The sequence below is a fragment of the Sphingomonas sp. AP28 genome (genome assembly GCF_056680455.1).
In genome coordinates, this window is the sequence record NZ_CM155283.1 from 43,000 (window position 1) to 61,335 (window position 18,336).

17 protein-coding genes and 1 pseudogene are annotated in these 18,336 nt (G+C 63.6%); 13 read left to right on the forward strand and 5 right to left on the reverse strand.

Features of this window, described 5'->3' with window-relative positions:
* Window positions 1–4: 4 nt before the first annotated feature.
* A complete protein-coding gene (locus AC1MH0_RS00205) occupies window positions 5–823 on the reverse strand; it encodes a universal stress protein (RefSeq protein ID WP_480964150.1) in 819 nt (272 codons plus the stop codon).
* A 223-nt stretch (window positions 824–1,046) separates the two neighbouring features.
* On the opposite strand from AC1MH0_RS00205, the gene AC1MH0_RS00210 reads away from it, so the two are divergent.
* The 12 genes and pseudogenes from AC1MH0_RS00210 to AC1MH0_RS00265 all read left to right on the forward strand — a co-directional run bounded on the left by AC1MH0_RS00210 (window position 1,047) and on the right by AC1MH0_RS00265 (window position 13,033).
* Window positions 1,047–1,697 carry a BON domain-containing protein gene (locus AC1MH0_RS00210; RefSeq protein ID WP_480964151.1) on the forward strand — a complete coding sequence of 217 codons (651 nt, stop codon included), beginning with the start codon at window positions 1,047–1,049 and terminating at the stop codon, window positions 1,695–1,697.
* Window positions 1,697–2,452 (forward strand): VIT1/CCC1 transporter family protein, encoded by a 756-nt coding sequence (locus AC1MH0_RS00215; protein WP_480965793.1) that lies wholly within the window; start codon window positions 1,697–1,699, stop codon window positions 2,450–2,452. Before AC1MH0_RS00210 ends, AC1MH0_RS00215 begins: the two co-directional genes overlap by 1 nt.
* A gap of 145 nt (window positions 2,453–2,597) precedes the next feature.
* Window positions 2,598–3,032 (forward strand): BON domain-containing protein, encoded by a 435-nt coding sequence (locus AC1MH0_RS00220; protein ID WP_480964152.1) that lies wholly within the window; start codon window positions 2,598–2,600, stop codon window positions 3,030–3,032.
* Window positions 3,033–3,040: 8 nt separating this feature from the next.
* Entirely contained in the window at window positions 3,041–3,610 is a 570-nt protein-coding gene (locus AC1MH0_RS00225) for a hypothetical protein (protein ID WP_480964153.1), read from the forward strand.
* Between the two features lie 28 nt (window positions 3,611–3,638).
* Window positions 3,639–3,815, forward strand: a pseudogene (locus AC1MH0_RS00230) (nickel transporter); the annotation flags it as partial.
* A gap of 6 nt (window positions 3,816–3,821) precedes the next feature.
* The gene (locus AC1MH0_RS00235; RefSeq protein WP_480965794.1) at window positions 3,822–4,913 is read left to right on the forward strand and encodes a sensor histidine kinase; all 1,092 of its coding nucleotides are present in this window, start codon (window positions 3,822–3,824) and stop codon (window positions 4,911–4,913) included.
* Window positions 4,914–5,062: 149 nt separating this feature from the next.
* Window positions 5,063–6,100: a zinc-dependent alcohol dehydrogenase family protein gene (locus AC1MH0_RS00240; RefSeq protein WP_480964154.1), complete on the forward strand. Its 1,038-nt coding sequence runs from the start codon at window positions 5,063–5,065 to the stop codon at window positions 6,098–6,100.
* A 42-nt stretch (window positions 6,101–6,142) separates the two neighbouring features.
* Window positions 6,143–7,525, forward strand: coding sequence for an NAD-dependent succinate-semialdehyde dehydrogenase (locus AC1MH0_RS00245; RefSeq protein ID WP_480964155.1), 1,383 nt, complete (start codon window positions 6,143–6,145; stop codon window positions 7,523–7,525).
* Between the two features lie 106 nt (window positions 7,526–7,631).
* Window positions 7,632–7,817 (forward strand): hypothetical protein, encoded by a 186-nt coding sequence (locus tag AC1MH0_RS00250; RefSeq protein ID WP_480964156.1) that lies wholly within the window; start codon window positions 7,632–7,634, stop codon window positions 7,815–7,817.
* Window positions 7,814–8,767, forward strand: coding sequence for a L,D-transpeptidase (locus AC1MH0_RS00255; RefSeq protein ID WP_480964157.1), 954 nt, complete (start codon window positions 7,814–7,816; stop codon window positions 8,765–8,767). The genes AC1MH0_RS00250 and AC1MH0_RS00255 overlap by 4 nt, the downstream gene beginning before the upstream one ends.
* A complete protein-coding gene (locus AC1MH0_RS00260; protein ID WP_480964158.1) occupies window positions 8,764–11,394 on the forward strand; it encodes a cation-translocating P-type ATPase in 2,631 nt (876 codons plus the stop codon). The genes AC1MH0_RS00255 and AC1MH0_RS00260 overlap by 4 nt, the downstream gene beginning before the upstream one ends.
* Window positions 11,387–13,033 (forward strand): SulP family inorganic anion transporter, encoded by a 1,647-nt coding sequence (locus tag AC1MH0_RS00265; protein WP_480964159.1) that lies wholly within the window; start codon window positions 11,387–11,389, stop codon window positions 13,031–13,033. Before AC1MH0_RS00260 ends, AC1MH0_RS00265 begins: the two co-directional genes overlap by 8 nt.
* A gap of 40 nt (window positions 13,034–13,073) precedes the next feature.
* Here the strand turns inward: AC1MH0_RS00265 and AC1MH0_RS00270 are convergent, their stop codons facing one another.
* From AC1MH0_RS00270 to AC1MH0_RS00285, 4 genes are all read right to left on the reverse strand, one after another.
* Window positions 13,074–13,514 carry a CBS domain-containing protein gene (locus AC1MH0_RS00270; RefSeq protein ID WP_480964160.1) on the reverse strand — a complete coding sequence of 147 codons (441 nt, stop codon included), beginning with the start codon at window positions 13,512–13,514 and terminating at the stop codon, window positions 13,074–13,076.
* 63 nt (window positions 13,515–13,577) lie between these two features.
* Window positions 13,578–14,861: a glycoside hydrolase family 130 protein gene (locus AC1MH0_RS00275; RefSeq protein WP_480964161.1), complete on the reverse strand. Its 1,284-nt coding sequence runs from the start codon at window positions 14,859–14,861 to the stop codon at window positions 13,578–13,580.
* Window positions 14,862–15,198: 337 nt separating this feature from the next.
* Window positions 15,199–15,924 carry an alternative oxidase gene (locus AC1MH0_RS00280; RefSeq protein ID WP_480964162.1) on the reverse strand — a complete coding sequence of 242 codons (726 nt, stop codon included), beginning with the start codon at window positions 15,922–15,924 and terminating at the stop codon, window positions 15,199–15,201.
* Between the two features lie 83 nt (window positions 15,925–16,007).
* Entirely contained in the window at window positions 16,008–16,556 is a 549-nt protein-coding gene (locus tag AC1MH0_RS00285; protein ID WP_480964163.1) for a GNAT family N-acetyltransferase, read from the reverse strand.
* A 410-nt stretch (window positions 16,557–16,966) separates the two neighbouring features.
* On the opposite strand from AC1MH0_RS00285, the gene AC1MH0_RS00290 reads away from it, so the two are divergent.
* A complete protein-coding gene (locus tag AC1MH0_RS00290; RefSeq protein ID WP_480964164.1) occupies window positions 16,967–18,073 on the forward strand; it encodes an AI-2E family transporter in 1,107 nt (368 codons plus the stop codon).
* The last annotated feature ends 263 nt before the right edge of the window (window positions 18,074–18,336 follow it).

Below are 18,336 nucleotides of genomic sequence, written 5' to 3' on the forward strand. Positions count from 1 at the left end.
GGGCTCAGTGCGACAACAAGGTACAGCGCCGCTCGTGCAGCAACAGGTCGCGCGTGACGCCACCGAACGCCCATTCCCGAATACGGCTATGACCGTAGGCGCCGGCTACGACCAGATCCGCCTCGACTTCGGCCGCAATCGTCGACAGCGTCTGCACGCCCGAACCTCTCATCCGCGACACAATGCGGTCAGCGCCGACGCCATGCCGGTCGAGCCATCGCGTAATGTCCTCGATGCCCTCTTGCGCGCCGAGGGGATCGCTGCTGGCTTCGATCAGCGTCACGCGGTCGGCGCTCTGGAGCATGGGCAACCCGTCCATGATCGCGCGACGGCATTCGCGCGTGTCGGTCCAGGCTACGACGATATTCCGGAAATCTGCAGTCACGTTGGCGTCCGGAACAACCAATACCGGCCGACCAGCGCGCAAGATGAGGTCGCCGGTGTCGGCATGCGTCGCAAGTTCACCCGGCACCGGTCCTATGCCGGTGATGAGCAGGTCGGCGCAGCGTACTTGCGTCGCAATGGTATGCGCGACGTTCTCCAGCGTCGGGATCGATCGCCATTCTAGGGCATAGGATCGTAACGCTCCATGCTCGTGGAATTCGACCTCGGCACGCGCCAATTCGTCGGTGACGATGTCGCGCTCGATCGCCGCGAACGCGCCGTCCATATATCCGTCGGAGGCGCCGAGCTGGACGGGTTCACATGCAGCGATCCCGATCACTTGCGCCTCGTACTGCTTTGCAAGCGTTGCCGTGGCGTCCAGCACGGCTGCGTTCGGTCGCGCGCCATCGAGATGCACCATCAAGGTCGAGTAGGTCACGCCTGATCTCCCGTGTCGCTGCATTCGCGATCACTTCATCCGTCGCCTTGCGGGATTTCAGGCAGGCGGGGCAGGATCGGAAACTACGCATCCCTCAGCGTCGGGCCGCGATCTTTAGCCGATCGACCTGCGTACTTCCCGATGCTGTCGGCCCCGGCGGTACGGCGTATCCCTGACCATCACTGGTCGGCATGCTTCGGGTCGGCTTTCCATGGAGAATTTCATGCTGGACGATATCAAGCTGCAAAAGGCGGTTCTTGCCGAATTGAACTGGGATCCCAGCGTCCCGGCTGCCCAGATCGGCGTCACGGCAAGCGGCGGTGTTGTCACGCTGACCGGCCATGTCGGAAGCTATGCCGCGAAATACGCTGCCGAACGTGCCGCAGCCCGCGTCGAGGGCACCAAAGCAATCGCGGAGGAACTCGATGTCCAGCTGGAAGACCGCTTCAAACGTGGTGACGATGCGATCGCCGGCGCCATCCTCGCGCGCTTCTCCTGGGACACGACCATCCCGAAAGACGCGGTAAAGGCGCAGGTTGAGGACGGCTGGGTGAGCCTGCGCGGCGAGGTACGCTGGCATTTCGAAAAGGAGGCCGCGGAAACCGCGGTACGAACGCTCGCCGGCGTGATCGGCGTAATCAATCACGTGACTGTGACGCCGCGAGTCAATGTCGTAGACGTCGGTAACGACATCCGCAGGGCGCTCCACCGTTCGTGGTTCTTCGATGGCGACACGATCAAAGTCTCGGTCGAGGGCGGCATCGTCCGCCTGACGGGGTCGGTCGATACGCTCCACGATCGAAGAGTTGCAGAGAAAACCGCATGGGCAGCGCCTGGCGCAGTGAAGGTCGAGAACCTCCTCGAGGTCGTGTGATCGCGACACCGTCGCTATCGGATAGTCGCCTAGCGAGAGCCGGACCGCGGCCCTCCCACTGCGAGCAGCATGTCGTAGACCGCATTGGTTGGCTGCGCGCGGCGGTGCTGGGTGCCAATGATGGGATCGTGTCTACCGCGAGCTTGATCATCGGCGTGGCGGCGGCTTCGTCGCAAGTGAGCGGCGCAGGGGTATCGGCTATTGTCGTCGCGGGAACCGCTGGCCTGGTGGCGGGTGCGATGTCGATGGCTGCAGGCGAGTATGTCTCGGTCAGCGCGCAGGCGGATACCGAGAAGGCCGATATCGCGCTCGAACGGCGTGAACTGGAAAACGATCCGATTGGCGAACTCGCCGAGCTCGCTGGGATTTATACGTCGCGGGGTGTGGATGACGAAACCGCACTATCGGTAGCGACGCAATTGATGGCGCGGGACGCGCTCGGGGCGCATGCGCGCGACGAACTGGACATTTCCGTCGGGGCTCGCGCCCGGCCCGTCCAAGCGGCGTTCGCGTCTGCTGCCAGCTTCACGGTCGGCGCGTTCATGCCGCTGCTCACCGTGCTCATGGCGCCGATCGAGCTTCTTATTCCAGCGGTGTCGGTCTCATCGCTGGCGTTCCTCGCTATCCTAGGGGCTCTAGGTGCGCAAACCGGCAACGCCAGCGTTTGGCGAGGCGTGGTAAGGGTTACCTTCTGGGGCGCGTTCGCGATGGCCGCGACTGCGGGCATCGGTCGCGTTATCGGGACAACGGCCTGATAATGCGGCCGATGTGCCCGGACATACGCGTCGGGCCTTGGGCGTTCTGCATCACCGTAGTTTCCGAGCCTATCTCGTATTTCCACCGCAGCTACGAAGAAGCGCGTGCTTGCGCGGCCCGTGATTCCGAAATCAGGAGAATGTAATGCTCAAGGACCGTGCGCTACGGCGATCCGTCCTTACCGAGATTATCTGGGAGCCCAGCATCAACGTTGCCTACATCGACGTGATCGCCGACCGCGGGATCGTCACTGTCGCTGGCTGCGTCGAGAGCTCCCTTCAGAGGCATGCCGTGGAGCGGGCGATTGTCCGGGTGCGTGGCGTGCACGTCGTAATCGACCAACTCGTGGTCCGGTTGCCGTTCCCGCTCGGGCTTTGTGACGACGATCTCGCCAGCGAAACCTACCCGAAGCTGAATCGCTCGCGTTTCGCCCCCTGGACCATGAGGGCCGGTGCGGGAGCTGGGACGGTTCCACTCAGCGGGATCATACCGCCATTCTGCGACCGAGGCACTGAATGCCAGGACGCCTGGAACACCGGGCGTGCCTTAGAGGTCGAGCTCAGCCTTGTTGTAACATGACCCAGCGCATGCACGATCTGGCCATGGAGATTGTTCGGCTTCAAGCCGACCTGGATCGCGAAATCGAGAGCCGACGGCGCGCGCTAGGCGTCGAAATCGCTGGCCGGATCGTCGGCTTCGAACGGGGCGTCCTTGAAACACAGCGCCAGCTCCGGGTTTCCACGAAGCGCTTTGTTGCCGAGTCCGAGTTCGTCTCCTGGCTGACTGCCCCGGTGATCTATTCGTTGATCGTGCCGCTGGTGATCGTCGACCTGTGGGTCAGTCTCTACCAGGCCATCTGCTTTCGTGCCTACCGTATCGAGCGCGTTCGGCGACAAGACTTCATTCTCTTCGATCGCCGGCATCTTGCCTATCTGAACCGTGTCGAGGCGCTGAATTGCATGTTCTGCTCCTACGCCAATGGGCTGATCGCGTTCGTACGTGAGGTCAGCAGTCGCACCGAGCAATATTGGTGTCCGATTAAACACGCTTTGCGTGTGAACGACCCGCTACACCGCTACTACCAATTCCTCGAATATGGCGATGCCGATGGATATCGCACACGTCTCGCCGAATTTCGCGATGGTTTGCGCGGCTGAAATCGACGTCTGCGTAATTCCCGAAGCGATGCACAACATCGGGCAGAATCTGTTGTTCTCGTTCCTCGTCAACACGTTCGGCATATCGATCGCGGCGGGTGCGCTCTATCCGTAGACCGGTATTTTGCTCTCACCGATACTCGCTGGTGCCGCCATGGCATTGTCGTCGCTGTTGGTGGTCCTGAACGCGCTACGCCTGAGGCAGTGCCCTGTGACCGCGATCATAGCGCGCCTAAGCCATGACGACGGGTGCTTTACGCCGCCATATGATACACAACCTGCATCAACCAGGAGGAGTATCGCCGAGAATCTCGCAGATCGCGCCGCCTCCTTCTGGGGCGCCAAACGGCTAAGGCTCGCCAGCGAGGCGGCAGGCGTCGCCTTATGGTCTTGGAACGTCGACAACGATCAGTTCGAGATGGACGATCGGTCGTTCGAACTTTGGGGCGTCACGCCCGGCGGGGCCGTCACGTTCGAGGATCTCTCGGCTCATATTCATCCCCGAGACAGAGATCGCGTACGCGCCGCGTTCGCCGCGACCCGTGCTGTGCTCGGTGCTTACGAAATCGATTTCCGGATCATGATAGGGGACGAGATCCGCTGGATCTCTGCACGCGGCAAGGGCGACGATCTCGGCATCGTCGACCGGGTGATGTTCGGCATCTTCCTTGACGTCAGCGGTCGTAAGCAGGCCGAAGAGAGTCAGGAACTGCTCGCCGGCGAGATGAGCCACCGGGTCAAGAATCTGCTAGCGATCGCGTCCGGCCTTACGGAGATCACTGCCCGGTCTTCCACGTCTGCGCCCGAGATGGCCAAGGCGCTGACCCGACGCCTGGTCGCCCTGGGGCGTGCCCACGATCTGACACAACCGGTGCCGGGTGGCGACGTAGCCGGCGCCTTGCTGGGCGATCTGCTATCCGTTCTGCTCGCTCCCTATGACGACGACGGCGCCTTCAGTGGGCGGGTGCGGGTTGCCGTGCCGCGGATGCGCGTCGGCGAACGCGCGGCGACCACGCTCGCGCTGGTGATCCACGAGCTTGCGACCAATTCATTGAAATACGGCGCGCTCTCTACCGCAAACGGTAGTCTCGATCTGTCGCAGCGTATCGAAGACGAGGGTTTCGTTCTGCTGTGGACCGAGCGCGGCGGGCCGCAGGTGACCGCCCCCAATGGAACCGGAGGATTTGGAAGTACCCTGATCAAGCGCAGCATGGCCGGCCAACTTGGCGGCTCGATCGAGTATGACTGGTCGAGTGAAGGCGTCGTCATCGCGCTGCGCATCGATCCCGCGCGACTGGCCTGATGCGAGAATTTGCGTAGTTCCCGAGGCTGCCCCGACCGGCCTTGGTATCCCTAAAGCAGGCGTCCCAGATCCCGCGCTCCTCGCGAGCCCTGATCCGCTCGACAGCACAACCACGCCAGCGAGTGACCTCGGATGCAAGCGATTCGTCCATGAAAGCTCTCGTCTATAAGGGCCCAGGCCTTAAAGCGTATGAGGAGCATGCCAAACCGGAGCTTCGCGATCCGACCGATGCCATCGTCCGGATTACCCGAACGACGATCTGCGGCACGGACCTGCATATCCTGAAGGGGGACGTCGCGACCTGTACGCCGGGTCGTATCCTCGGTCATGAAGGCGTGGGCGTCATCGATGCCGTCGGTACTGCCGTGGCCGCGTTCAAACCGGGAGACCGAGTTCTGATCTCGTGCGTCAGCGCCTGCGGTAAGTGCGACTATTGCCGCAAGGGCATGTTCTCCCACTGCACGACCGGTGGCTGGATTCTCGGCAACACGATCGATGGGACGCAGGCGGAGTTCGTGCGCACCCCGCATGCCGACACGAGCCTCTACCCCATTCCCGATGGTGCCGACGAGGAAGCCCTTGTCATGCTCAGTGACATCCTGCCGACCGGTTTCGAGTGCGGCGTCCTGAACGGCAAAGTGCAGCCCGGTGCGACAATTGCGATCATCGGATCGGGACCGATCGGTCTCGCCGCGCTCCTTACCGCGCAATTCTATTCGCCGGCCGAGATTATCATGATCGATCTCGACGACAACCGCCTTGAAATCGCCCGGCGCTTCGGCGCGACCGCGACCATCAACAGCAGGACCGGCACGGCGGTCGAGCAGGTGATGGCGATGACTGGCAATCGCGGCGTCGATACTGCTATCGAGGCGGTCGGCGTGCCTGCGACCTTCGAGATGTGCGAGCGGATCATCGCGCCCGGCGGGGTCATCGCCAATGTCGGCGTCCACGGCAAACCGGTCGCCCTCCATCTCGAGGCGCTGTGGGATCGGAACATTACGATCACAACGCGGCTGGTGGATACTTCGAGCACGCCGATGCTGCTGAAGATCGTGGGGTCGAAGAAGATCGATCCGACCCTTCTGATCACCCACCGCTTCAAGTTCGACCAGATGCTGGAGGCCTACGAGACCTTCGGGAATGCCGCGGAAACACGGGCGCTCAAGGTCATCATTGAAGCCTGACCGACACCTATACGTACGATCCGGATCCCGAAAGGACACGTCATGACCTACCAGAGCCTCAATCCGTTCAACGGTACGCTGATCGAGAACTTCACCGACCTTTCAGACGTCGATTTCGAAGTGAAGCTGGCCGCTGCGCAAGCCTGCTTCGAGACTTGGCGGCACACGAGCTATGCCGAGCGCGCCGTAATCATCACTCGCGCAGCTGACCTCCTCGATGAACGGGCCGAAGACCTCGCGCGGACCATGACGCTCGAAATGGGCAAGCGGATCGGCGAAGCGCGTGGCGAAGTCGCGTTCAGCGCGCGCATCCTGCGCTATTACGCCAGGAACGCCGAGCGTTTCCTGGCACCGACGAAGCTCGATCCAACCGTCGGCGAGGCACACATGGAGAGCAGCCCGATCGGCGTCATCTTCTGCGTGGAACCGTGGAATTTTCCGTATTACCAGCTAGCCCGGATCGCTGGCCCACACCTGATGGCCGGCAACACGCTAGCCGTAAAGCACGCCGGGATCGTGCCGGGGTGCGCGATCGCCTTCGAGAAGCTGCTGCTCGACGCAGGTGCCCCGGTCGGACTCTATACCAATCTGCTCATCACCCATGAGCAATCCAATCGCGTGATCGACGATCCGCGTATCAAGGGTGTCGCGCTGACCGGTAGCGTCGCTGCAGGACAGAGCATCGCAGCGCGCGCCGGGCGCAACCTGAAGATCTCCTCGATGGAGCTGGGTGGCAGCGACGCCTTCATCGTGCTCGATGACGCCGATCTCGATCACACCATCCCGTGGGCAGTCTGGGGCCGGATGTACAACACCGGCCAGACGTGCTGCGCGGCCAAGCGGTTCATCGTCGTGGATTCGCTCGCCGATGCTTTCCTCGAAAGGTTCAAGGCGGCGCTCGAAACGCTGGAAGCCGGCGATCCGATGGATGCCGCAACGACGCTTGGGCCGCTGTCGAGCGAGGCGGCGCTCTTCCAGCTCGTCGAGCAGGTGAACGCCGCGGTTACAAACGGCGCCACGGTGGTGACGGGCGGCAAGCGTATCGATCGCCCAGGCGCATTCATGCAGCCGACCATCCTCACCGATATCGCGCCGGGCAATCCTGCATTCCGCGATGAGTTCTTTGGTCCGGTCGCGTCGTTCTACCGGGTGAAGGACGAGGCGGCCGCAGTCGCGCTCGCGAACGATTCCGACTTCGGCCTTGGTGGATCTGTCTGGACGCGCGACGTTGCGAAGGGCGCGCGCGTCGCGAGCCAGGTCGATACGGGCATGATGTTCATCAACAACATCGACTGGTCCGACGCCGAGCTGCCGTTTGGCGGCATCAAGAACTCGGGTTATGGCCGCGAGCTAGGCGACATGGGCATCCAGCAGTTCGTCAACAAAAAGCTGGTCCGTACGGCGTCCCTGACAGCACCCGCGTAATTCCCGATGGTGATGCGCGATCGGTTCGGCCGGTAGAGGGTTCTCACCCCTGCCTCCCGCGAGGTGGGTTGCGCGGCAACAGCCGCAAGATCGGACCCGAGAAGCTATGACCATCGACCGCACTTCGGACGGCCCCGCCCCGGTTCTGCGCCGTCCCATTCTACACCTTGCCGATGGCGCCACGCGGTCAGACTCCTTGGCCTCCGATCTGGGCAAGGATCGACGCCAGCGGCGCATCGTTAAGGGCGCTGGCATCGTGTCCAGGCTGACTGCGGCGGTCGACCTGACGTGACGGGCAAACTGACGATGGCGATCGCCTTCGCCCTGTCGATGCCGATCGCCGTCGCGGCGCAGACGCTACCGGTCCCCGCCGCAGACGGCAGGATCGAGGCGCTGAAGCCCGGCGAATATCTGTGGGCACCCGGGATCGCGCCCGAAGGCCCGGTCACGATCATCGTCAGCCTCAAGACCCAGAAAGCCTATGCCTATCGCAACGGTGTCGCGATCGGGGTTTCCACCGTCTCCACGGGTACGAAGGGCTTTGCGACGCCGACGGGGGTGTTCACCGTCCTCCAGAAGGACGCGGACCATGTGTCCAACCTCTACAAGGATGCCGCCATGCCGTTCATGCAGCGGCTGACCTGGGGCGGGATCGCGATGCATGCCGGCAACCTGCCGGGCTATCCCGCCTCGCATGGCTGTATCCGGATGCCGCTAGCCTTTGCCAAGCTGCTGTTCGGCATTACCAAGATGGGCATCACCGTGGTCATCACGCAGGACGCGCTGGTTCCGGTGGTGGTCGCGACACCTGGCGTTCTGAAGCGCGACGAGCGCGCGACCGGTGGTGACCGCACCTTTACCTGGAACCCTGCGCGCGCTCCCACCGGTCCGGTATCGATCGTCATCAGCGGTCGCGACCGTCGGGTCGTCGTCTTGCGCAACGGCGTTGAAATCGGATCGAGCGCAATCGACCTCGAGGCGCCGGTCGAAGAGACCGCGGCGTTCACCCTCCAGGCGATCGATAACGGGGGAGAGCATTGGCTGCGATTGCCACTGCCCGGGCAAACTCGAACCGGGGAGCTGAGTGACGCGGATCGGGCGAAGGGCCGGCTTCCCGATGGCTTCCGTGCCGCGTTGGCGACGGTGCTGACGCCGGGGGCGACATTGCTCGTCACGCGCGAAACGCTGGCGAGCGCTGGCACTGGCAAGGCGGTGACGGTGATCGAGGCCGACCGCCCATGATCGTCGACCACAGACGAGAGGAAACCGCCCCGGTCATCGCGTGGCATACGATGTCGAGTACCGACATCGCGGCGCGGCTCGGCACGTCCGATCAGGGTCTTCAGCCTGACGAGGCGACCGCGCGCCTTGTTCGGGACGGCCTGAACGAATTGGCGCCCCCGCCGACGCCTTCGGTCATCCTGCTGTTCGTGCGGCAGTTCAACAGCCCGCTGATCTGGTTGCTCGTCGCCGCAGCGGCCGTGTCGCTGGGCCTGGGACACACGACCGACGCTGGCTTCATCGGCGTCGTGCTGATCGTCAACGCACTCATCGGTACATTTCAGGAGGGCAAGGCTGCGGGCAGCCTCGCCGCCCTGCGCGACATGATCGGCCATACCGCGCCAGTCCGCCGCGGGGGATCCGTGTCGGTGATCGATACGCGCGACATTGTCGTCGGCGATGTCGTCGAGTTGGAAAGCGGTATGGCGGTGCCCGCTGATATCCGTTTGTCATCGAGCGCGGCGCTGCGGGTCGATCAATCGACCTTCACCGGCGAGTCCGTTGCGGTCCTGAAGGACGAGGCTGCGACGCTCGTCGAGCGGACGCCACCCGGTGACCGCACGACGATGTTGCTCGCGGGCACGATGATCGACGAGGGCCGGGGGGCTGGCGTCGTCGTGGCGACCGGTGCCGACACTGCCCTCGGCGCGATCGACGCGTCGCTGCGCGACACCGAGGCTACACCCCCGCCGCTCGTCGTGCGGCTCAACCGGCTGGCGCGGCAGATCAGCATCGCAAGCATCGCGCTGATCGTGCCGTTCGCGATCGTTCTGCTCGTCCAAGGCCGCCCAGGCGACCAGATCCTGCTGCTCGCAGTCGCGCTTGCGGTATCGGCGATCCCGGAAGGGCTGTCGATCGCAGTCACCGTCGCACTTGCAGCGGGGACACGCCGCATGGCGGCGCGCAAGGTCATCGTCCGGTCACTCCCGGCGGTCGAGGGACTTGGCGCCTGCACCATCATCGCCAGCGACAAGACGGGCACGCTCACCCGCAACGTGCTCTCGGTCGAACGCATCCTGCTGGCTGACGGCCGGGCGTTCGATCGCGCGGAGTGGGCGGAGAATGCAGACGCGCTTGTTGCCATCAGCCGTGCGGCCGCGCTCTGCAACGAAGCATCGCTCGGTGCCGATGGAATCCCGGTCGGCGATACCGTCGATGTTGCCCTCCTGGGGTTCGCGCGGGACAATGGCGCCGATCTGGCGGCGATCCGAGCGATCGTCCGAATTGCAGGGCTGCCCTACGAGCCAGCCCGCAAATTTTCGACCGTGGCGGTCGACGAAGGGCAGGGCATCCGCGTGTTCGCCAAGGGCGCGCCCGAAGTCGTCCGGCCGATGTGCCGCCCGGTCGACACCAACAAGATCGCCAAGGCCAGCGCGATGGCAGGCGACGGATACCGCATTATCGCCGTTGCCATGTCGGATGGATCGGCGACGGTCGACCCCGCGTCCCCGACCGGTCTCGTCTTCCTCGGCTGGATCGGGTTGATCGACCCGGTCCGCCCGGAGGTGCCCGAGGCGATCGCGCGCTGCGCCGAGGCCGGTATCGGCGTCCGCATGGTGACGGGAGATCATCCCGGCACGGCGCTGACGATCGCGCGCGGGCTCGGACTCGAGGTCCGCGAGGATCAGGTGGTGACAGGCACGCAGATGAGCGCGCTGACGCAGAAGCCGGAAGAGCTCTCGACGCTCGTGCTGGCGGGCCGCGTGTTCGCGCGTATCGAGCCCGTCCAGAAGCTCGAGATCGTCCAGATCTTGGCCGCTAGCGGCGAGCTGGTTGCGGTCACCGGGGACGGCGTCAACGACGCCCCCGCGCTTCAGGCGGCGCATATCGGCGTCGCGATGGGCATCGCTGGCACCGATGTCGCGCGCGGTGCGGCCGATCTAGTGCTGGCAGATGACAATTTCGCCTCGATCGTGGCCGGCGTCGAAGAAGGTCGCGTGACCTATGCCAATGTCCGACGGATCGTTATCATCCTGCTGGCGACGGGTATGGCCGAGATCGGTATGTTCCTCGGCGCCGTCGCCTTCGGCCTGCCGATGCCGCTGACCGCGGTCCAGCTTCTATGGCTCAACCTCGTTACCAACGGCGCGCAGGATGTGATGCTGGGGTTCGGCCGCGGGGAGGGCGACGAGTTGCGCCAACCCCCGCGCGCGCCGGGCGAACCGCTGCTCGATCGCAGCGCGATCGCGCTGATGATCCCGCCCGCCGTGGTGATGACCGGCTTTGCACTCTTCTTGGTCTATGTCCTGCGGCGGGACGGGCATCCCCTCGCCGAAATTCAGAACGCGGTCCTGCTGATGACCGTACTGTTCCAGAACGTCTATGTGCTGTGCATGCGCAGTGAGCGGCGTTCGATCTTCCGCGAGCCGCTGTTTTCCAACCCGTGGCTGCTGATGGGTATCGGCATCGCAGTCGCACTGCAGCTCGTTGCCATGTTCTGGCCCCCGTTGGGTGGCATCCTCGGCACCTCGCCGGTGGTGAACCGGACGCTCTGGTTCTGCTTCGGTGCAACGGTGTCGACGGTCGTCGTGACCGAAGCGACCAAGCAGATCGTGGCACGCTGGCAGCGCCACACCCGACATGGCTGACCGCGCGCCGGGCACTTTCCTTCCCAAGCTCGTGACGACGATGCGGGAAGGTTATGGCTTCGCCAAGCTGCGGGCGGATGCCGTCGCCGGCGCGACCGTGGCCGTCGTGGCACTCCCTTTGGCGATGGCGCTGGGGATCGCGAGTGGCGCATCCCCCGACAAAGGTCTGATCACCGCGAGCGTTGCCGGGTTCCTGGTATCGGCGCTAGGCGGTTCTCGCGTGCAGATCGGCGGGCCGACCGGCGCGTTCGTGGTGGTCGTCTTCAACGTCATCGCCCAGCACGGCTATGACGGATTGATCCTGGCGACCTTACTTGCCGGTATTATCCTGATCGTTGCGGGATACACCCGCCTTGGCGATCTGATCCGCTTCATTCCCTACACCGTCATCACCGGCTTCACCGCCGGGATCGCGGTCATCATCGCGTCCAGTCAGGTGCGCGATTTCCTCGGGCTGCGCCTGGCCGAAGTTCCCGCCGATTTCCTACCGAAATGGCGAGCGTATTTCAGCGCGCTGCGGACAGTCGACACCGCGACGGTTGCGGTCGGGGTAGGGGCACTTGCGACGATCCTGATCCTGCGACGGATATCGGCCAGAATACCGGGATTCCTCGTCGCCGTCGTGCTCGCATCCATATTCGTGTTGGCGACCGGCCTGTCCGTCAAGACGATCGGCTCGCGCTTTCCTGGCATGGCCAGCGGCATTGCAATGCCGGCGCTGCCGCTATGGACGTTGGCCAAGGTGCAAGCCGTGCTGCCGTCTGCCTTCACGATCGCCTTCCTGGCAGGCGTCGAGGCATTGTTGTCCGCCGTGGTGGCTGATGGAATGATCGGATCGCGACACCGATCGAACCAGGAGCTGGTCGGGCAGGGCTTTGCCAACATCGCATCCGCTCTGTTCGGTGGCCTTCCGGCAACGGGCGCAATCGCGCGGACCGCAACCGCCATAAAGGCCGGCGCGCAGACGCCGGTTGCCGGCATGCTACACGCCGTTTTCATCCTCGTATTCCTGATTTTCGGTGCCGACCTGATGGGCTTCGTGCCGATGGCGGCACTGGCCGCGATCCTGTTCGTCGTGGCCTGGGGCATGAGCGAGCATGATCGTTTTCTTCAGCTGATGCGCATGCCGAACAGCGACCGGGCCATCCTGCTCCTAACCTTCACGTTGACGGTGCTCGTCGATCTGACGGTCGCGATCGGGGTCGGAGTGACGCTGGCCTCGCTCCTGTTTGTGGCGCGGATGAGCGACACGGTCAGCATCGACAGCGGCGATACGACCGGCACGGACGAGGCCGATCAGCGCGCGGCGTTGCCCGCAGATGTCGAGGTGTTCCGGATCGACGGACCATTCTTCTTCGGCGTGGCCGCAGGGTTGATGGACGCCTATCGCAAATTGGGAAGGATCCCGCGCGTGCTGATCATCCGCCTGGAGAATGTCCCGGTGCTCGACGCGAGCGGTACAGCGGCGATCGGCGAGCTGGTCAGTCGCGCAGGAACAGCAGGCACGCGCGTGATCGTCTGCACCCCGCGACCCGATGTGATCGCCATGCTCACACGCGCGCGCATCGACGACCGTCATGGCCTGCTTGCACGAACAGAGACGTATGCAGATGCGATTGCCCAGGCGCGGATGGCCTAGCCGCCACTGTTACGGCTGGAGAACGCTTCTTGAGCGGACGTCATCGGTAACCGATGCCTTTGACGTAGTTGACGAGCAGCGCTTCCTCATACTTGGCGTCGCCCAGCAGAACGCGCAGCACCGAACGGGCCGTCAGCATTCCGATCGGCCGCCCCTCGCCATCGATCACCGGGATGTTTTTCAGGTGATGGCGCTTAATACAGTCGGCCACATGCTGCAGGGGATCGGATGCGATGCAGCTGGTCACGGTCGTGGTCATCACGGCGGAGACGGCTCGGCGGCAACTTGTACCGCCGCACATGGCCATCTGACGCACGACGTCAGTCTTGGTAAGTATCCCGAGCAGCGTTCCGGTTGATCCGACGACGGCAAGGATATCGGTCCCGGCGCCGAGCTGTCCCGCTGCCTTGATCAACGGCTGTTCGCCACCGATAGTCACCAGCGTCGCGCACCCGCTTTCGAGCATTCCTTCTACGAACATTTCCTGCGTCCTTTCCCGTGATCTAATGGCGTGCCACAGCCGATATCGGTCGTCCGGGCGCGCTCATCGCATCGCCGCGAGCAGGCTATCGACCGGCATGGTCGCGAACGTCGTGAAGCTGTCGGCAACGGCGTAGGGCAAGACCAGCGTGCGGCCATGAAGGAGCGCGCCGCAGCTATAGGTGACGTTTGGGACGTAGCCTTTGCGTTCCGTCGTATCGGGACGAACCAGTGGCCGGGTCATTCGCCCGAGCAGCTTGGACGGATCGTCACGATCGAGCAGGCAGGCGCCCAGCGCATAATTTCGCATCGGCCCGACCCCGTGGGTCAGTACCAGCCAGCCTTCGGCGAGTTCGATGGGCGAGCCGCAATTGCCAATCTGCACAAACTCCCATGGCCATCGCGGTTCGATGATCGTCTTGCCGAGCGGCCAGTCGTACAGGTCGTCCGAATAGGCCAGTGAGATGGTTTCGTTGTCGGCGCGGCCGAGCATGGCGTAGCGGCCGGCGATGCGCCGCGGGAACAGCGCCATTCCCTTGCCCGCGCCGGCCGCCCCGTGGATCGTATCTAGGGCGAAGGTGCAGAAGTCGGCGGTCCGCAGCAGCTCCTGGCGGATGCCTTGTCCGCTATACGCGGTATAGGTGCCGAGCCACGACACCGTCCCGTCATCGTCGGCAAAGCGGACGAGGCGCAGATCCTCGATCCCGTTGCGCTGCGCAGGGGTCGAGGGGAAGATGACGATCTCTGACAGCGCGTACCCAGGCTCGCACTGCATGCGGACGCCAGCGGGTCGCGAGCTGCCCAAAGCGGCATCCGTGATCCTTGGGACAGTCGCGCGGGCGCCCCGTGGCTCAAGGACGATTCCGCCAGACGCGTTGCACACACCCGTCCTGAATGCGATCGAGGAGACATGGCCCTCGCCGACGGCGCGTAATGACAGGACGAAACGCACCGACCCTTCGGGAACCCCCGTCTGGTTAGAATGCGGCACGATGCTGGGGTTGAAAAGGGCGGCTGCCTCGTAGCCATATTCCTGGCAGAAATAGGCGCCAATCAGCAAAATTCGCTCCTCGCCGATCGGATCATCATGACCGATAACGCCTTTGACCTCGGCGTAACGCTGCGCGAACACCGGCTCGACCTCGGCATGGTGCCCCGCAAAGTCGCGGGTCAGATCGTAAAGTTCGATCGCGACCGTAGCGTCATCAAGTGCCATGACGCGCGACGCGATCCGTCGCGCCCGCGCATGATCGTCGTCGGAACCTGGGACGTAGGGTCGGATTACGACCCGCGAGGGATCGGGGCGCAGCACGATCGCAAGACGATCGACAAATGCGGCATTGGACAAGCGGTAGCTCCTTCGAAGGATCGGTCCGTATCGAAAGCGCTAGTGCGCCAGCAGCAGGGGAATGTGGCTGATCTAGAGGACCGTCTGGGTGACGCCGCCCAGCAGAAACTCGGCCGTGCGCGAGTGAGGATAGGCGGGCACGACCGGCAGGCTGGCGCCCACTTCCTTGGCTAGCTTCAGGATGGCACCCGCCCCATCCTCGCTATCAGCGGCGTGACGGATGACACGGGCTTGGATCCCCTGTCACGAACGGTAGTGCGCACTTCGCTCGCTGCGAGTCCGCTCGGTGCTATCCTCAATCTCAATGAGGTGGACCAATGCGGCTTCGGGCAGTAGATCAACCGCCGACGGCAAGCTGGGTCGCGTGCAGCGGGTAAGGTGCGATGCTGCTCGGATCAGCCGGTTTGCCGCCCAGCGTGCTGGCAAAGCCATGATTAACGTCGCGGTGATGGGCCTCGTCTGCACGGACGACAAGCACGACGTCGCGTAGCGTCGCATCGTCGGCCATTTGCCAATAGTGCTTGGCGATCGCTGGCGCCGGGACATTGGGTGACCGGCCTTCGTCGATCTCCTGAAGGTAAAGAGTGTAGCTGGTGACAGCTTCCTCCTCGAAATAACCCACCACTCGGTGCGCGGTGCGCGAGGAGACCAGATACAGGATGGAGAAGCCGACGAGGAACACGCCCTGAACGCCCAGGATTACCATTCGCTCGAACCATGTCGGCTTGGCGATCTCGATGAACGTCATCAGGTGCATACGCTCGTTCTCCGCTTCCTCCATCAGGGTGCGGATCCAGCCCTCGTCGTCACGCATCCGCCGCAGGCAGGTCAGATGGGTGAACATCGCCCCGACCATGCCCGGCACGGCTGCGACCGTTTCGAGCACGATGGCACGATGGCCGTAGCGTTTGGCGAAGAAAGTATCGGCGCTGAACCGCAGCAGCTTGGTGAAGCCGAGCGCGAACCGGTCGGAAAAGCCCTTGGGGATATGATGCACGACCGGCTCCGCTGCACGTTCGTCGACCAGCGCGCGCGCATCGGGGGAAAGGATTGAATTGACCATCGTGATGTTCCTGCGTTCAGGCGTGGGCTGGTAGGCGGTGTCGGACGGCAGCGATCATGCCAGTGGTAAGGATCGCCGTCCGCTCAGGCGGCCTGGGGTTCGAGTGCCATGCGCAGCACGATGAGCGTGGAGTCGCCGGGGCAGGGCGAAGCGGACCAACCCATCTCGCGCTCCAGCTTGATCGCCTGATAATTGTCGCGGCTCTCGACCGATTCAAGCGTCTTGATGCCCTTGGACCGGGCGAACCGAACGACATGCTCGACGAGCGTCCAGCTGATCCCGCCGCGCTTGAAGTCCGACCGGATCGCGACCGCGACCTCGGCGTGGGTCAATGTCTCGTCCGCGGCGAGCATGGCGGTCGCGATGACCAGGCCGGTGCCGCTCTCGATCGCCAGGAAGTTTTCGGTGTGGGTATGATCGAGCGTCACCAGCGCCTTAAGCTGATCGTGCCCGACCTTCTGGACCGCGCTGAGAAAGCGGAACCGCAGATCCTCCTTGTCGACATGGGTGAAGAATTCGGCGAGGGCCGCTTCGTCCGCCGGCGCTGCAGGACGCACGTGGAAATGGTAGCCGGCACGCGAGGTTAGGTCGGCGCTCCAGTCCGCGTCGTGCAGCGGTAGCGCGGGTGCCATGGGGCTGCCCGGGCGAGTGGTGACGAGTTCGATCACGGTGGATCCCTTGCGGTGAGTGCGGGTAGGCGATCGGCATTGCGACCACCTTTGTCGACGCTTCTAGACCGTCAAGGACGGCCATCGCAGGCTCGGGAAACACGTAAGTGCCTTCTGCATGAGATGCGCGCCGACACCGATCACGGTGCGCGATCCCTTTTGTCGCGCACGTATTTCCCGATACTAGGCGGTCAGCCGCCAGGCGTTACATCGGGGGGCTCGGGCAGCCGGTTCAACGGTTTCGCCCATTCCTACAAGAAGACTATGATGCCCCACGATCCCGCGCTTCAGGAGGATGTCCTTGCCAAGATGGCATTAGGGCGGAGCATCGATGCCGCACACATCGGCATTACCGCCGATGCCGGCGTGGTCGCATGACGGTGGGTGCTCTGCGGGACACGCGCCGCGCAGAGCGCCGCCAGCGACCCAACCTGACGCTGGCGCATTTGGCCCTCGGCGTCGTCGCCGTTGCCGTGACCGTCGTGTTCCTATGGTCAGTTTGGGCGTTCCTCGGCGCGATCCTCTGGAGCGTGGTGGCGGCGATCATGTTCTGGCCGCTCAACAACCGCATCCTCTCACGCTTTACCGGGCGGCGAAATCTCGCAGCGATCCTCACGCTGTTCGTGGTCGTCACGATGGGCGTCGTGCCGGGTGTCGCGCTGTCAATGTTCCTGCTCGACCAGGCGGGCACGATCTACACGCAGATCCAGTCTGGTCAGATCGACATCGCCGCGACGTTCGAACGTATCCAAGCGACGCTGCCGGGATGGATAGCAGGGTTGATGCGGCGGACCGGTGTAACCGACCTCGATTCCCTTCGCGAACAGCTGTCGATCGGTATCACGGCGCGGCTGCAAATCTTGGCGTCGCACGCACTGACAATCGGCCAAAGTGCGGCGAGCTTCCTCCTGTCGCTTGCCGCAATGCTCTACCTGACCTTCTTCCTGCTCCGCGATGGGCGGTCGCTGACGACCAGCATCGGCAACGTCGTGCCGCTTAAACCGGACGATCGTCAATTGCTCGCCGATCGTTTCGTGACCGTGGTACGCGCTACGGTTAAAGGTGGCGTCCTCGTCGGGGCGGCACAGGGCTCGGTTGGCGGCATCATCATGGCCGCGCTCGGTGTGCCCAACGCGCTTCTATGGGCAGTCGTGATGGCGCTCTCGTCCCTGTTGCCGGCGGTTGGCACCGGCATCGTCTGGGTTCCAGTCGCGATCTATCTCTTCGCGGCAGCCGACATGTGGCACGGTCTGATCATGACCGCGTCTGGCCTTCTCGTGATCGGGTCGGTGGACAATGTGCTGCGGCCGATCTTAATCGGCCGGGAGACAAACATCCCGGACTTTCTGGTTCTGGTTACAACCCTAGGTGGGCTGGCGGCGTTCGGCTTCAACGGCCTGCTAATCGGACCCGTTGCCGCAGCGATCTTCATCACGGTGTGGAGTCTAATCGGGTCTGCGAATAGCCCCTCCTATCAATGAGCAAACTACCATCGCGTCGTTTGAGGTTTTCGGGTGCCAGTGCGCTACTGACGAACGCGTAGTTATCTGTCTTAAAACGCACGATAGTCGCTAATCGAGGTTAGCGTCGGCGTTTTGCGACGCTCGAAAGGCAGGCGTCCGAGTCACCTGTTTGTTGCACTGTCGTGATTGCAACTGGGCTTTTTCACATATCTGATCGCCGAATGGCGATGATGGGAAGGAAAGCAGAGGGTGCGCTTTGGCACCCGTAGATGCAAAATAGC

Coding starts and splice junctions, on each gene's coding strand:
- AC1MH0_RS00210 (WP_480964151.1), top strand. CDS start 1,047: ATGCTGGACGATATCAAGCTGCAAAAGGCGGTTCTTGCCGAATTGAAC.
- AC1MH0_RS00220 (WP_480964152.1), top strand. CDS start 2,598: ATGCTCAAGGACCGTGCGCTACGGCGATCCGTCCTTACCGAGATTATC.
- AC1MH0_RS00225 (WP_480964153.1), top strand. CDS start 3,041: ATGCACGATCTGGCCATGGAGATTGTTCGGCTTCAAGCCGACCTGGAT.
- AC1MH0_RS00240 (WP_480964154.1), top strand. CDS start 5,063: ATGAAAGCTCTCGTCTATAAGGGCCCAGGCCTTAAAGCGTATGAGGAG.
- AC1MH0_RS00245 (WP_480964155.1), top strand. CDS start 6,143: ATGACCTACCAGAGCCTCAATCCGTTCAACGGTACGCTGATCGAGAAC.
- AC1MH0_RS00250 (WP_480964156.1), top strand. CDS start 7,632: ATGACCATCGACCGCACTTCGGACGGCCCCGCCCCGGTTCTGCGCCGT.
- AC1MH0_RS00260 (WP_480964158.1), top strand. CDS start 8,764: ATGATCGTCGACCACAGACGAGAGGAAACCGCCCCGGTCATCGCGTGG.
- AC1MH0_RS00265 (WP_480964159.1), top strand. CDS start 11,387: ATGGCTGACCGCGCGCCGGGCACTTTCCTTCCCAAGCTCGTGACGACG.
- AC1MH0_RS00270 (WP_480964160.1), bottom strand. CDS start 13,514: ATGTTCGTAGAAGGAATGCTCGAAAGCGGGTGCGCGACGCTGGTGACT.
- AC1MH0_RS00280 (WP_480964162.1), bottom strand. CDS start 15,924: ATGGTCAATTCAATCCTTTCCCCCGATGCGCGCGCGCTGGTCGACGAA.
- AC1MH0_RS00285 (WP_480964163.1), bottom strand. CDS start 16,556: ATGGCACCCGCGCTACCGCTGCACGACGCGGACTGGAGCGCCGACCTA.
- AC1MH0_RS00290 (WP_480964164.1), top strand. CDS start 16,967: ATGACGGTGGGTGCTCTGCGGGACACGCGCCGCGCAGAGCGCCGCCAG.